Source organism: Pseudomonas auratipiscis, assembly GCF_036324085.1.
GTDB classification, from domain to species: domain Bacteria; phylum Pseudomonadota; class Gammaproteobacteria; order Pseudomonadales; family Pseudomonadaceae; genus Aquipseudomonas; species Aquipseudomonas auratipiscis.
Window position 1 is genome coordinate 64,632 of sequence record NZ_JAZDCU010000011.1, and the last position, 13,206, is coordinate 77,837.

Below are 13,206 nucleotides of genomic sequence, written 5' to 3' on the forward strand. Positions count from 1 at the left end.
TCATTGATTTAACTGTTTGTGCACATCGTGTGCCGCAGTATGATCGCGCGCTTTCGCTCCCATGCAGTTACAGCGGCCCTCTGCCCTCTCCCAGGATTCGTTAAATGTTCAAGGCTTTGCGTTATTTTGGCTGGCCATTGCTGGTCGGCGTGCTGATCGCCCTGCTGATCATCCAGCGCTTTCCGCAATGGGTCGGCCTGCCCAGCCAGGACGTCAACCTGCAGCAGGCGCCACAAACCACGCGCATCATGCAAGGTCCGGTGTCGTACGCTGATGCCGTGAGCATCGCTGCGCCTGCAGTGGCCAACCTCTACACCACCAAAGTGGTCAACAAGACGGCCCACCCGCTGTTCGAAGATCCGCAGTTCCGCCGTTTCTTCGGTGACAACCTGCCCAAGCAACGACGCTGGGAATCAAGCTTGGGCTCGGCGGTAATCATGAGTCCGGAAGGCTACCTGCTGACCAACAACCATGTAACCTCCGGCGCCGATCAAATCGTGGTAGCGCTCAAGGACGGCCGGGAAACCCTGGCACGGGTCATCGGCAGCGACCCGGAAACCGATCTCGCCGTGCTCAAGATCGACTTGAAAAACCTGCCATCGATCACCATCGGCCGCTCCGACAATATTCATATCGGTGACGTCGCCCTGGCCATTGGCAACCCTTTCGGCGTGGGCCAGACAGTAACCATGGGCATCATCAGTGCCACTGGCCGTAACCAGTTGGGCCTGAACAACTACGAAGACTTCATTCAGACCGACGCGGCGATCAACCCAGGCAACTCCGGCGGCGCACTGGTCGATGCCAACGGCAACCTGACCGGTATCAACACCGCGATCTTCTCCAAGTCCGGTGGCTCACAAGGCATCGGTTTTGCCATCCCGACCAAACTGGCACTGGAGGTGATGAAATCGATCATCGAGCACGGCCAGGTAATCCGCGGATGGCTGGGTATTGAAGTGCAACCACTGAGCCAGGAGCTGGCAGAGTCGTTCGGCATGCAAGGGCGGCCAGGCATTGTGGTCGCGGGAATCTTCCGCGACGGCCCGGCGCAAAAGGCTGGTTTGCAGTTGGGCGATGTGATTCTTAGCATCAACGGCGAACCGGCCGGTGATGGTCGTCGCTCGATGAATCAGGTGGCGAGAATCAAACCCAATGACAGGGTCGCGATCCAAGTGATGCGCAACGGCAAGGAGTTGAAACTCAACGCCGAGATCGGCCTGCGTCCACCGCCAGCACCGGCGACCAAAGAAGAACAGTAACCACCTCCGCCAAGAGCGGGCTTACCCCTCGATGCGATGCAACTGACAGCTCGCAATCGCGGGGCAGGCCCGCCTCCAACGGGGCAGGTTCGGTTAGTGCAGGATCTGGCTGAGGAACAGCTTGGTCCGCTCGTTCTGCGGCCGGTCGAAGAAGTCGTCCGGCGCCGCTTGCTCCACAATCTCGCCCTTGTCCATGAAGATCACCCGGTTCGCCACGGTCCGGGCAAAGCCCATTTCATGGGTCACGCAGAGCATGGTCATGCCATCTTCAGCCAGGCCGACCATGGTATCGAGCACTTCCTTGACCATTTCTGGATCGAGCGCCGAGGTCGGCTCGTCGAACAGCATGATCTTTGGCTTCATGCACAGCGCACGAGCAATCGCCACGCGCTGCTGCTGACCACCGGACAGTTGCCCCGGAAACTTGTTGGCCTGCTCCGGAATCCGCACCCGCTCCAGATAGTGCATGGCAATTTCCTCGGCCTTGCGCTTGGGCAGCTTGCGCACCCACATCGGCGCCAACGTGCAGTTCTGCAGGATGGTCAGGTGCGGGAACAGGTTGAAGTGCTGGAACACCATGCCGACTTCACGGCGAATCGCTTCGATCTGCTTGAGGTCGTTGGTCAGCTCGACACCATCGACCACGATGCGCCCCTGCTGGTGTTCTTCCAGGCGGTTTAGGCAGCGGATGGTGGTGGACTTGCCCGAACCCGACGGCCCGCACAGAACGATACGCTCGCCCTGGCGCACATTCAGGTTGATGTCCTTGAGCACGTGGAACTGGCCGTACCACTTGTTCACGCCCTGCATCTGAATAATGCCTTCAGGGCTCACAGGCTGTTTGATCGCTTCACTCATGGGAATACTCCTAACGCTTGTGGCCTGTGTCCAGCTTGCGCTCCAGATGCATGGAGTAGCGGGACATACCGAAACAGAAAATCCAGAAAACCAGGGCGGCGAATACATAGCCCTCGGTCGCCATGCCCAGCCAGGCAGGGTCGGCGGCAGCTTGCTTGACGCTGTTGAGCAGGTCGAACAGGCCGATGATGATCACAAGGCTGGTGTCTTTGAACAGGGCAATGAAGGTGTTGACGATGCCGGGAATCACCAGCTTGAGCGCCTGCGGCAAAATCACCAGACCCATCGCTCGCCAGTAGCCCAGGCCCATCGCTGCAGCGGCTTCGTACTGGCCTTTGGGAATGGCCTGCAAGCCGCCGCGTACCACTTCGGCGATGTACGCCGACTGGAACAGGATGACCCCGATCATCGCCCGCAGCAGTTTGTCGAAGCTCATGCCCTCAGGCAGGAACAGCGGCAGCATGACCGAAGACATGAACAACACGGTGATCAGTGGCACGCCGCGCCAGAACTCGATGAAGGTCACGCACACCACCTTCACTGCTGGCATTTTCGAACGCCGGCCCAGGGCCAGCAAAATGCCCAGTGGCAAGGCGCCGACAATGCCGACGGTGGCGATCACCAAGGTCAGCATCAAGCCGCCCCATTGACTGGTCGGTACCGTGGTCAGGCCCAGGTAACCACCATGCAACAAGGTGTAGGCAATGACTGGGTACAGCACCAGGAAGCCTATGCCATACATTGCCTTGCGTGGAAAACGCGCGATGAACAATGGTGCAGCGCCGATGACCGCCAGCCATACGGTCAGGTCGACTCGCCAGCGCAGTTCGGTCGGGTAGTAGCCGTACATGAACTGACCAAAACGCTGCTGGATGAACACCCAACAGGCGCCTTCCTTGGTGCAGTCGGCACGTGTAGTACCCACCCAGTTGGCATCGAAAATCGACCATTGCAACAGCGGCGGCACAATCAACCACACCAGGTAAAAGGCAAACAGCGTAAGCAAGGTATTGAGCCAACTGGAAAACAGGTTGGCGCGCATCCAGGCCAGTGCGCCGACGGTTTTCACCGGTGGCGGCATATCAGGTTTGAAAACATGGGAAGTCATGCGCGTGTCCTCACCGCTCGATCAGCGCAATGCGCTTGTTGTACCAGTTCATCAGCAGGGAAATGCTGATGCTGATAGCCAGATAGACGCTCATGGTGATCGCGATCACCTCGATCGCCTGGCCGGTCTGGTTAAGCACAGTGCCCGCGAACAACGACACCATTTCCGGGTAGCCGATGCCTGCTGCCAACGAAGAGTTCTTCGCCAGATTGAGGTACTGGCTGGTCAGCGGAGGAATGATGACTCGCAACGCTTGGGGAATGATCACCTTGCGCAGCGTCGGCCCTTCACGCAGCCCCAGGGAACGGGCGGCTTCGGTCTGGCCGAAGCTGACCGAGCGAATGCCCGATCGAACGATCTCGGCAATGAACGCTGCGGTGTAGATGGTCAACGCCAGGGTCAGGGCCAGCAGCTCGGGTATCAGTACCCAACCGCCGACGAAGTTGAAGCCCTTGAGCTGCGGCATCTCCCAGTGCACCGGGCTGCCGGCCAACAAAACGCTGAGTGCAGGAATACCCAAGAACAGGAACAATCCCACCCAGAACTTGTGAAACGGCTCGCCGGTGGCTTCAAAGCGTCGATTGGCCAGGCGCACCATTACCACAATGGCAATGACGGCCAGCACCAGGCTGACGACGAATGGCCAGAATCCTTCGGCCATGGCAGCACCCGGCATGTTCAAACCCCGGTTGCTGATAAAGAAGGCGTCGTTGAGGTTGATGCTTCCCCGCGGTCCCGGCAGGGTCAGGAACACCGCGAAGTACCAGAATAGAATCTGCAAAAGCGGTGGGATGTTACGGAAAGTCTCGACATACACCGTGGCCAGCTTGTTGATCATCCAGTTCGGTGACAACCGGGCCACACCGATGATGAACCCCAACACAGTCGCCAGGACAATACCGATAAAGGTCACCAGCAGCGTATTGAGCAGGCCAATGACAAATACCCGGGCATAGCTGTCCTGCTCGGTATAGGGGATCAAGTGCTGCGCGATACCAAAGCCGGCGCTGCGCTCAAGAAAATCGAAGCCTGAGGTAATGCCCCGATGCTGCAAATTGGTCTGGGTGTTGTGGAACAGATACCAGCCCAGCCCCACTACAAAAGCGATGGTAAGGATCTGGAAAAGCCACGCACGCACACGTGGATCGTTCAGGGACAAGCCCTTGGGTGCGCCGATTTGATTTTGCATGTAATGCCCCGAAAGAAAGGGAACCGAACAACCTGCGGCAGCCGTTCACTGCCGCAGGCCGCCGCTATCAGCGCACCGGTGGAGCGTACTGAATGCCGCCGTTGTTCCACAGGGCGTTCAGGCCGCGATCGATTTGCAGTGGGGTTTCCTTGCCCAGGTTCTTCTCGAAAATTTCGCCGTAGTTACCGACCTGCTTGACGATCTGCACGACCCAATCCTTCGGCAGTTTCAGGTCTTTGCCGTACTCGCCGTCAGCGCCGAGCATACGCGCCACGTCAGGGTTCTTGGTGGACTTGGCTTCGGCTTCGACGTTCTTGGAGTTGATGCCCATTTCCTCGGCATTGAGCATGGCGAACAGGGTCCATTTGACGATGCTGAACCACTCTTCATCGCCTTTGCGAACCACTGGGCCGAGCGGTTCCTTGGAGATGGTTTCCGGCAGCACCACGTAGTCAGCAGGCGATGCCAGCTTGGAGCGCTGTGCATAGAGTTGCGATTTATCCGAGGTCAGTACGTCGCAGCGGCCGGATTCCAGCGACTTGGCGCTTTCATCGGAGGTATCGAAGGTGATCGGGGTGTACTTCAGGCCGTTGGCGCGGAAGTAGTCGGAGACGTTGAGCTCAGTAGTGGTACCGGCCTGGATGCAGATGGTTGCACCATCGAGTTCCTTGGCGCTGGATACACCTAGTTTCTTGTTGACCAGAAAACCGATGCCGTCGTAATAGGTGACACCGGCGAAGACCAGGCCCATGCCCGCATCGCGAGAGCTGGTCCAGGTGGTGTTACGCGAGAGCACATCGACTTCACCCGACTGCAGCGCAGTGAAGCGTTCCTTGGCGTTGAGCTGGCTGAATTTGACCTTTTTGGCGTCGCCGAACACGGCCGCAGCGACGGCGCGACAGACGTCTGCGTCGATGCCGACAATATTGCCCTTGGCATCAGGTACCGAAAAACCTGGCAAACCATCACTCACGCCACACTGAACGAAGCCCTTTTTCTGTACTGCGTCCAGGGTTGCACCCGCCTGTGCGAAACCACTGATACCCAGTACGGTGGCAGCGGTAACCACTGCCAGGGTGGATTTCAACATCTTCATTCAAACCTCCAGTTTGCTCTTGTTGTGTGAGCCGGGATTGCACCGCACCCTTATGAGGCGCATCCGACCCTTGTTGGCTTGTTATTGGGTCAATTGGCGCAAAGCGCTGTTCTGTGACAGCCTTGGGGACAGCTAACGGGTGTTACCGTCCAAAACGTGTAACCTCGCATCAGAAAATTCTTAGCAAAGCGCGTACCACACTGAGCAGCTAAAGCGATTCAGTAATCGTCAAGGGGAAAACTTTCAGCGTTGCGACAGGTTTTTTCCAGATTCACTCAACGCGCCTTCATTTCATGCACGCAAACAAGAGCGCGCGCACTATTTCGGAGCAGTCATGACCCATCCGCTGATTCTCGAGCCACAAAAAAACGCAGACGCTTGTGTGATCTGGTTGCACGGCCTGGGTGCCGATCGTTACGACTTCATGCCTGTGGCCGAAGCCCTGCAGGAGGTCCTGCTGACCACGCGCTTCGTGATGCCCCAGGCGCCTACCCGCCCGGTGACCATCAACGGTGGTTATGAAATGCCCAGTTGGTACGACATCAAGGCCATGACCCCGGCGCGCGCTATCGACGAGGACCAACTGGAGGCATCGGCCGAACAGGTCATCGGGTTGATCAAGGCCGAGCAGGCCAAGGGCATCGACTTGGCGCGCATCATCCTTGCCGGTTTCTCCCAAGGGGGTGCGGTGGTGCTGCACACTGCTTATATAAAGTGGCAAGAAGCGCTGGGCGGCGTAATTGCCCTGTCGACCTATGCACCGACCTTTACCCAGGAACGCCAACTGAGCGCCTGCCAGCAACGTACCCCGGCCCTGTGCCTGCACGGTATCTACGATCCGGTCGTTCAGCCGGCAATGGGACGTAGCGCTTATGAGCACCTCAAGCAGTGGGGCATCAGCGTCAGCTGGAAGGAGTACCCGATGGAACATGCAGTGCTGCCCGAGGAAATCAACGATATTGGCGTCTGGTTGATCGAACGCCTGCGGTAAAAGCGCACTTCCCTATAGTTGTCGGTGCAATCCGCTACGCCGCGCTCGTTTCTTGCATTACACTGGCCGGCGTACATTCCTTAACCAATTGATGAGATCACCGTGCTCAAAGCACTCAAGAAGATGTTCGGCAAGAGCGAGGTTGAGCAACTCGCCACCGAAACCGCTGCCCCCGTGACGCAGCCACCTGCAGCACCCAAGGCCCCCGCCCCGGCCGCCCCGCTCAAGCCCGAGGCCGCCAAACCGGCGCGCGCCGAAAAACCGGCTGAGCCCAAGCCGCGCCGTGAGCGCAAGCCAAAACCTGCAGCCTCCACCTGGAAGCTGGAAAATTTCGTTGTCGAGCCGCAAGAAGGCAAGACCCGTTTCCATGACTTCAAGCTCTCACCCGAGCTGATGCATGCCATCCACGACCTGGGATTTCCCTACTGCACGCCGATCCAGGCACAAGTGCTGGGCTATACCCTGCGTGGCAAAGACGCTATCGGCCGGGCCCAGACCGGCACCGGCAAGACTGCGGCCTTTCTGATTTCGATCATCTCCCAGTTGCAGCAGACGCCACCACCCAAAGAGCGCTACATGGGCGAGCCACGGGCCCTGATCATCGCTCCGACCCGAGAATTGGTGGTGCAGATCGCCAAGGACGCCGCAGCACTGACCAAGTACACCGGACTGAACGTGATGACCTTCGTCGGCGGTATGGACTTCGACAAGCAACTCAAAGCCCTCGAAGCACGCCACTGCGACATCCTGGTTGCCACCCCTGGCCGTCTGCTGGACTTCAACCAGCGCGGTGAAGCCCACCTGGACATGGTCGAGGTGCTGGTGCTGGATGAAGCCGACCGTATGCTCGACATGGGTTTCATCCCCCAGGTACGACAGATCATCCGCCAGACCCCACCCAAGAGCGAACGCCAGACGCTGCTGTTCTCCGCGACCTTCACCGAAGACGTGATGAACCTGGCCAAGCAGTGGGCCACCGACCCCGCCATTGTCGAGATCGAGCCGGAAAACGTTGCCAGCGAAACCGTCGAGCAGCACGTCTATGCCGTTGCCGGCAGCGACAAATACAAGCTGCTGTACAACCTGGTAACCGAGAACAAGTGGGAACGGGTAATGGTCTTCGCCAACCGCAAGGACGAAGTACGCCGCATCGAGGAACGCCTGGTGCGCGATGGCGTCAACGCCGCCCAGTTGTCGGGTGATGTACCCCAGCACAAGCGTATCAAGACCCTGGAAAACTTCCGTGAAGGACGCATTACCGTGCTGGTCGCCACCGATGTGGCCGGGCGCGGCATCCACATCGATGGCATCAGCCATGTGATCAACTTCACCCTGCCGGAAGACCCGGACGACTACGTACACCGTATCGGTCGTACCGGCCGTGCAGGCACCAATGGCGTGTCGATCAGCTTCGCTGGCGAGGATGACTCGTATCAATTGCCCGCGATCGAAGAATTGCTGGGCCGCAAGATCAGCTGCGAAATGCCGCCGACCGAGTTGCTCAAGCCGGTGCCGCGCAAGCATCACTGATCGTTGCAGCATTGAATCGCGGGGTAAGCCGCTCCTATTGAGTTAGGAGCGGCTTACCCCGCGCTGTTTCCAGCGATCAAATGTTGATCAAATATACAAAGAGTCCATAATAGACAAAACAGTTTATATGGAGTCTCGTATGTCCGCGCCTCTCGTCATCGATCAACCGCTCGCCCGCCAACTACTCGCGCAAGTGGATGTGCCTCAGATTCTGCGCAACCTGTTCCGTGACCTGGCCGCCGGGCAAGCCGTACAGCCACCGCAACAACTGGTCGAGTTCCCAGGGGGCCAGGGCGACTTCATCAACTACGGCGGAGTCCTGGCCAATGAGCGCGTGTATGGGGTCAAGACTTCACCTTACATCGTGCGCGAACAAGGCCCGCTTATTACCGCCTGGACCCTGCTGATGTCCATGGACAGTGGCCAGCCGCTGCTGCTGTGCGACGCTGGCGAACTGACGACTGCGCGGACGGCGGCCACCACGGCAGTGGCCGTCGATGCCCTGGCCACCACCAGCGCCCGGCGCCTGACCCTGATCGGCAGCGGCCCTATCGCCCGCGCCCACCTGCGCTATGTTCGCGCCCTGCGTGAATGGCAGGACATCCGCCTGTACTCACCCAGTCTGGCAAGACAAAGCGCCGAGCAGCGTCAGTCGCTGCTCGATCTCGACCCACGCCTGTGCCTCTGCGACAACCTCGAGCAGGCCGTGGACGACGCCGACGTGATCATGCTGTGCACCTCCTCGGCAACCCCGGTCCTGGATCCGACCAGCCTGAACAAACCGGCGCTGATCACCTCGATCAGCACCAACGCGCTACGAGCCCATGAAGTACCACCGGCCAGCCTGGCCGGCATGGATGTGTACTGCGACTATCGGCTGACTACACCCGGCAGCGCGGGTGAAATGCGCATTGCCGCGGAGCAACATGGCTGGCAAGCCGAGGCGATCGTCGGCGATCTGGCACAACTGTTGAGCAACCAGGCCGCTACTCCAGACTATCAGCGCCATACCTTTTTCCGCTCCATTGGCCTGGGTCTTGAAGACATCGCCGTGGCCAACGCCCTGTACCGCCTGCAGCGCGCCGACTGAGGAAACTGTCATGCAACACGCTGATTTCATCATCATCGGGGCTGGTATTGCTGGCGCGTCCACCGGTTTCTGGCTGTCCAGCCACGGCCGCGTACTCCTGCTCGAACGCGAGTCGCAGCCTGGGTATCACTCGACCGGCCGCTCGGCAGCGCTCTACACCGCGGCCTACGGCACCCCGCAAGTGCGCGCCCTGACCCTCGCCAGCCGCGCGTTTTTCGACCAGCCACCGCCAGGCTTTACCGAGCATCCGCTCTTGAGCCCACGCGGCGAAATGACCGTCGATCTGACTGGCGACCCCGAAGAGCTGCAGCGCCAGTACCTGAGCGCCAAGGCCTGCGTGCCGGACGTTGAATTGCTCGATGCCGAGCAAGCCTGCGCGCGCTTGCCGGTGCTGCGCCGCGACAAGGTTCATGGCGCCCTGTACGACCCCAGCGCCAGCGACATCGATACCGATGCCCTGCACCAGGGTTACCTGCGCGGTATTCGCCGCCAGCAGGGTGAAGTACACAACGACTGTGAAGTCCAGCGACTGAGCCGCGGCAATGACGGCCTGTGGCAAGTGCAGACCAGTCGTGGCACCTTCAGCGCCCCCATACTGATCAACGCCGCTGGCGCCTGGGCCGACCACATCGGCATACTGGCCGGCGCACAACCGCTTGGCCTGCAACCCAAGCGTCGTGCCGCATTCATATTTGCCGGCCCCGAGGGCATCGACAGCCATGCCTGGCCGATGCTCGTCAGCCTCGACGAGTCGTTCTACATGAAACCCGATGCCGGCATGCTGCTCGGCTCGCCAGCCAATGCCGACCCGGTTGATCCCCACGATGTTCAGGCCGAAGAACTCGACATTGCCATGGGCATCTACCAGATCGAGGAAGCCACGACCCTGAGCATTCGCCGCCCCACCCGCACCTGGGCCGGGCTGCGCAGCTTCGTTGCCGACGGCGACCTGGTGGCCGGCTTCGATCCGCAGGTGCCCGGCTTGTTCTGGGTGGCAGCACAAGGCGGCTATGGTATCCAGACGTCTCCGGCGATGGGGCAGGCCAGCGCCTCCCTGGTGCGTGGTGAAGACTTGCCACAGGCCCTGACGGACTTCAACCTCAGCGCGCAGATGCTGTCCCCGCGCCGCCTGCAGGGATGACGCGCCGCCGCGATTGCGGCACACTCGCAGCGCCCTTGCCCCAAGGGCGCTGACACCGCTTGGAGCTTGCCTGAATGTCGACACCTCGCCGCGACCCTGACCTGGACAACTACCGGGCCATTGCCGATGCCATCGCCACCCTGTTTTTTCCCCATGCCGAGGTGGTACTGCACGATTTGCGCAGCCAGAAAATCGACTACATCGCCAACAACCTGTCCAAGCGCGAAGTGGGTGATGACGCGGCGCTCGAAGACATGCTCGAAACAGGCACCGACGAAACCAATATCGGTCCCTACGAGAAGCTCAATTGGGATGGGCAGAAAATCCGCTCGCTGAGCACGGTGCTGCGCAATGAAGCGGGGCGACCACTGGCGGTACTGTGCATCAACCTGAACATTTCCCTGTTCGAAAATGCCAAGGCTGCGCTCGACCTGTTCCTTTCGCCGAGCAAGCTGATAGCCCAACCCGATGCACTGTTTCGCGATGACTGGCAGGAACGTATCAACACGTTCCTCAACAATTGGTTACGCCAGCGCCAACTGAGCCTGAACCTGCTGACCCGCGATCACAAGCGCGAACTGGTCCTGGCCCTGCACGCCGAAGGCGCATTCAAGGGCAAGAGTGCAGCCAACTACGTGGCCAATGTGCTGGGGATGGGACGCGCGACGGTGTACAAACACCTGAAGGAAATCAAGGCCTGAAAAGCTCCAGGCCTTGATGCCGGCGATCAGTCGCCGTAGATATCCGACTTGAAGTACTTAGACTGGATCTTCTGGTACTCACCATTGGCGCGAATCGCGTCGATGGCACTGTTGAGCTGAGAGACCAGCTCGCCATTACCCTTGCGCACTGCGATCCCGGCACCCTCGCCAACATACTTCGGATCCTTGAGCTCCGGCCCCACGAAGGCATAGGCGGCGCCGCGCGGCATCGACAGGAAGTCGTCGAGCGGAATGGTGTCGGCGAAAATCGCATCTACGCGACCCGAAGCCAGATCCATGTAGATCTCTTCGTTGTTGCTGTAGCGCTTGATGATAATGCCCTTGGGCTCAAGCACCTCGGTGGCGTAACGGTCAGTGGTGGTGGCGCGCTGCACACCAACGGTCTTGCCCTTGAGGCTGGCGTACTGATCATCGACTTCGGCGCCCTTCTTCATGACCAGGCGCGAAGAAGTGAAATAGTACTTGTGGGTAAAGTCCACCGACTTCTTGCGCTCATCGGTAATGGTCATCGACGACAAGGCCGCGTCAATTTTCTTCACTTTCAACGATGGAATCAGACCATCGAACTCTACCTCGTTCCACACGCACTTTACCTGCATTTGCGCACACAAGGCGTTGCCGATGTCGTAGTCGAAACCGACAATTTCACCCTTGTCGTTCTTCGACGCGAAGGGAGGATATGCAGCCTCGATACCGATGCGCAGAGTTTTCTCGGCAGCGAACAGGCTACTGCTAGCCAACAGGCTCAGGGCCAGACCGCTGATCAGGGTGAGTTTTTTCATGAGGGTCTCTCTCGCTCGTTATTGGAGGTGTGTTGCAAGACAGAGGGAAAGGAATCAGGCATGCACAAGCCTGGAATTATTTTGTACTTATAATTCCATACTGGACTTTATTGTATTAAAACTCAACAGGCAAAAGCATCGCGGGGCAAGCTCATTCCCAACCAAGGTCACACGGCCTGGGGTGGTCAGCTTGGCCCGCGAGAAGCGCGACTACCAGCGCCCTGCCGCCTCTTCGTCACTCTGCTTGCCCTCGACCCAGCGCGGGCCGTCACCGGTCTGTTCTTTCTTCCAGAACGGTGCGCGGGTCTTGAGGTAATCCATGATGAAGTTGCAGGCATCGAACGCAGCCTGTCGATGGGCACTGGCGATGCCGACGAAGACTATCGGCTCACCCGGTTCAAGCGCGCCGATGCGGTGCAGCACCTCGACCTTGAGCAACGGCCAGCGTTGCTCCGCTTCGACCACGATCTTGGCCAGGGCTTTTTCGGTCATGCCCGCATAGTGCTCGAGGAACATGCCGGCCACATCCTGACCATCGTTGAAATCACGCACATAACCGACAAAGCCAACCACCGCACCGACGCCAACGTTGGCCGCGTGCATGGCATTGACTTCAACACCCGGATCAAAAGCCTGGTTCTGTACTCGAACGCTCATTTCAGCCTCCGGTCACGGGCGGAAAGAACGCCACGACATCACCCTCGGCCACCGGCTCGTCGAGTTTGCACAAGTCTTCGTTGCGCGCGCACATCAGGTTCTGCTCGGCAAGCACGGCATAGTTGCCGCCCTTGGCAACCAAGGCCTTGCGCACATCGTCCAACGTTGCAAACACGCCTTCGAGCGTTTCGCCGTCGGCCTCCAGGACTTCGCGGTAACGGGCGAAATACATCACATTGATGTTCATTGCACGTCGTCCGCCTGATAGTGGCCGCTCTTGCCGCCAAGCTTCTCCAGAACCCGCACGCCATCGATGATCATGCCGCGATCAACCGCTTTGCACATGTCATAGATCGTCAGTGCGGCGACGCTGGCAGCCGTCAGCGCTTCCATCTCAACGCCAGTCTGACCGGCCAGCTTGCAGCGGGCGACGATATAGACCGTGTCTGTACCTTCGGCACTGAGCTCGACCTTTACACTGGTAAGGAGCAACGGGTGGCACAGCGGGATCAGATCGCTGGTTTTCTTCGCGGCCTGGATACCGGCAATTCGCGCCACGGCGAAGACATCACCCTTGGGGTGCTCGCCTTCGACAATCATCTGCAGGGTTTGCGGGAGCATGCGCACCCGCGCTTCAGCCACAGCCTCACGCGAGGTCACGGCTTTTTCGGTGACGTCGACCATATTGGCGCGACCTTGGGAATCGAGATGAGTCAGCACAGCCTTCCTCCTGTTCAGGAGTAAAGAGTGTAAACCCATGGCTGTGGATATCGCAGCGAA

General features: G+C 59.3%; 14 protein-coding genes. 6 read left to right on the forward strand and 8 right to left on the reverse strand.

The genetic code is table 11. The annotated features are described in order from the left end of the window. Nucleotides 1-104: 104 nt before the first annotated feature. Entirely contained in the window at nucleotides 105-1,262 is a 1,158-nt protein-coding gene (gene algW / locus V0R60_RS16435) for a Do family serine endopeptidase AlgW (protein ID WP_136474658.1), read from the forward strand. Nucleotides 1,263-1,355: 93 nt separating this feature from the next. Here algW and V0R60_RS16440 read toward each other — a convergent pair whose 3' ends face one another. The 4 genes from V0R60_RS16440 to V0R60_RS16455 form a co-directional block, all read right to left on the reverse strand. Then, nucleotides 1,356-2,120, reverse strand: coding sequence for an amino acid ABC transporter ATP-binding protein (locus V0R60_RS16440; RefSeq protein WP_136474657.1), 765 nt, complete (start codon nucleotides 2,118-2,120; stop codon nucleotides 1,356-1,358). Nucleotides 2,121-2,130: 10 nt separating this feature from the next. Beyond that, complete coding sequence (locus tag V0R60_RS16445; protein ID WP_330080115.1) at nucleotides 2,131-3,228, reverse strand: amino acid ABC transporter permease; 1,098 nt, start codon at nucleotides 3,226-3,228, stop codon at nucleotides 2,131-2,133. 10 nt (nucleotides 3,229-3,238) lie between these two features. After that, nucleotides 3,239-4,417 (reverse strand): amino acid ABC transporter permease, encoded by a 1,179-nt coding sequence (locus V0R60_RS16450; protein ID WP_136474655.1) that lies wholly within the window; start codon nucleotides 4,415-4,417, stop codon nucleotides 3,239-3,241. 67 nt (nucleotides 4,418-4,484) lie between these two features. After that, nucleotides 4,485-5,513: an amino acid ABC transporter substrate-binding protein gene (locus V0R60_RS16455; protein ID WP_136474654.1), complete on the reverse strand. Its 1,029-nt coding sequence runs from the start codon at nucleotides 5,511-5,513 to the stop codon at nucleotides 4,485-4,487. Between the two features lie 334 nt (nucleotides 5,514-5,847). Here V0R60_RS16455 and V0R60_RS16460 point away from each other — a divergent pair, with 334 nt between their 5' ends. From V0R60_RS16460 to V0R60_RS16480, 5 genes are all read left to right on the forward strand, one after another. Further along, entirely contained in the window at nucleotides 5,848-6,504 is a 657-nt protein-coding gene (locus V0R60_RS16460) for an alpha/beta hydrolase (RefSeq protein ID WP_136474653.1), read from the forward strand. Between the two features lie 102 nt (nucleotides 6,505-6,606). Beyond that, nucleotides 6,607-8,034, forward strand: a complete 1,428-nt coding sequence (gene rhlB / locus V0R60_RS16465; RefSeq protein ID WP_330080114.1) for an ATP-dependent RNA helicase RhlB — start codon at nucleotides 6,607-6,609, stop codon at nucleotides 8,032-8,034. A 139-nt stretch (nucleotides 8,035-8,173) separates the two neighbouring features. Beyond that, complete coding sequence (locus V0R60_RS16470; RefSeq protein WP_330080113.1) at nucleotides 8,174-9,124, forward strand: ornithine cyclodeaminase family protein; 951 nt, start codon at nucleotides 8,174-8,176, stop codon at nucleotides 9,122-9,124. Nucleotides 9,125-9,134: 10 nt separating this feature from the next. After that, the gene (locus V0R60_RS16475) at nucleotides 9,135-10,265 is read left to right on the forward strand and encodes an NAD(P)/FAD-dependent oxidoreductase (protein ID WP_330080112.1); all 1,131 of its coding nucleotides are present in this window, start codon (nucleotides 9,135-9,137) and stop codon (nucleotides 10,263-10,265) included. A gap of 74 nt (nucleotides 10,266-10,339) precedes the next feature. Next, nucleotides 10,340-10,966, forward strand: a complete 627-nt coding sequence (locus tag V0R60_RS16480) for a helix-turn-helix transcriptional regulator (RefSeq protein WP_136474649.1) — start codon at nucleotides 10,340-10,342, stop codon at nucleotides 10,964-10,966. 26 nt (nucleotides 10,967-10,992) lie between these two features. Here the strand turns inward: V0R60_RS16480 and V0R60_RS16485 are convergent, their stop codons facing one another. The 4 genes from V0R60_RS16485 to moaC all read right to left on the reverse strand — a co-directional run bounded on the left by V0R60_RS16485 (nucleotide 10,993) and on the right by moaC (nucleotide 13,146). Beyond that, nucleotides 10,993-11,769: an ABC transporter substrate-binding protein gene (locus V0R60_RS16485; protein ID WP_136474648.1), complete on the reverse strand. Its 777-nt coding sequence runs from the start codon at nucleotides 11,767-11,769 to the stop codon at nucleotides 10,993-10,995. Between the two features lie 210 nt (nucleotides 11,770-11,979). Then, nucleotides 11,980-12,426: a molybdopterin synthase catalytic subunit MoaE gene (moaE, locus tag V0R60_RS16490; protein WP_136474647.1), complete on the reverse strand. Its 447-nt coding sequence runs from the start codon at nucleotides 12,424-12,426 to the stop codon at nucleotides 11,980-11,982. Between the two features lies 1 nt (nucleotide 12,427). Beyond that, on the reverse strand, nucleotides 12,428-12,673 hold the full coding sequence (locus V0R60_RS16495; RefSeq protein WP_136474646.1) for a MoaD/ThiS family protein: 246 nt from the start codon (nucleotides 12,671-12,673) through the stop codon (nucleotides 12,428-12,430). After that, nucleotides 12,670-13,146 (reverse strand): cyclic pyranopterin monophosphate synthase MoaC, encoded by a 477-nt coding sequence (moaC, locus tag V0R60_RS16500; RefSeq protein ID WP_136474645.1) that lies wholly within the window; start codon nucleotides 13,144-13,146, stop codon nucleotides 12,670-12,672. Before moaC ends, V0R60_RS16495 begins: the two co-directional genes overlap by 4 nt. Between the last annotated feature and the right edge of the window lie 60 nt (nucleotides 13,147-13,206).

Bases quoted from the DNA above. Each gene is read 5' to 3' on its own strand.
- algW (WP_136474658.1), top strand. From the start codon at position 105: ATGTTCAAGGCTTTGCGTTATTTTGGCTGGCCATTGCTGGTCGGCGTG.
- V0R60_RS16440 (WP_136474657.1), bottom strand. From the start codon at position 2,120: ATGAGTGAAGCGATCAAACAGCCTGTGAGCCCTGAAGGCATTATTCAG.
- V0R60_RS16445 (WP_330080115.1), bottom strand. From the start codon at position 3,228: ATGACTTCCCATGTTTTCAAACCTGATATGCCGCCACCGGTGAAAACC.
- V0R60_RS16450 (WP_136474655.1), bottom strand. From the start codon at position 4,417: ATGCAAAATCAAATCGGCGCACCCAAGGGCTTGTCCCTGAACGATCCA.
- V0R60_RS16455 (WP_136474654.1), bottom strand. From the start codon at position 5,513: ATGAAGATGTTGAAATCCACCCTGGCAGTGGTTACCGCTGCCACCGTA.
- V0R60_RS16460 (WP_136474653.1), top strand. From the start codon at position 5,848: ATGACCCATCCGCTGATTCTCGAGCCACAAAAAAACGCAGACGCTTGT.
- V0R60_RS16470 (WP_330080113.1), top strand. From the start codon at position 8,174: ATGTCCGCGCCTCTCGTCATCGATCAACCGCTCGCCCGCCAACTACTC.
- V0R60_RS16475 (WP_330080112.1), top strand. From the start codon at position 9,135: ATGCAACACGCTGATTTCATCATCATCGGGGCTGGTATTGCTGGCGCG.
- V0R60_RS16480 (WP_136474649.1), top strand. From the start codon at position 10,340: ATGTCGACACCTCGCCGCGACCCTGACCTGGACAACTACCGGGCCATT.
- V0R60_RS16485 (WP_136474648.1), bottom strand. From the start codon at position 11,769: ATGAAAAAACTCACCCTGATCAGCGGTCTGGCCCTGAGCCTGTTGGCT.
- moaE (WP_136474647.1), bottom strand. From the start codon at position 12,426: ATGAGCGTTCGAGTACAGAACCAGGCTTTTGATCCGGGTGTTGAAGTC.
- V0R60_RS16495 (WP_136474646.1), bottom strand. From the start codon at position 12,673: ATGAACATCAATGTGATGTATTTCGCCCGTTACCGCGAAGTCCTGGAG.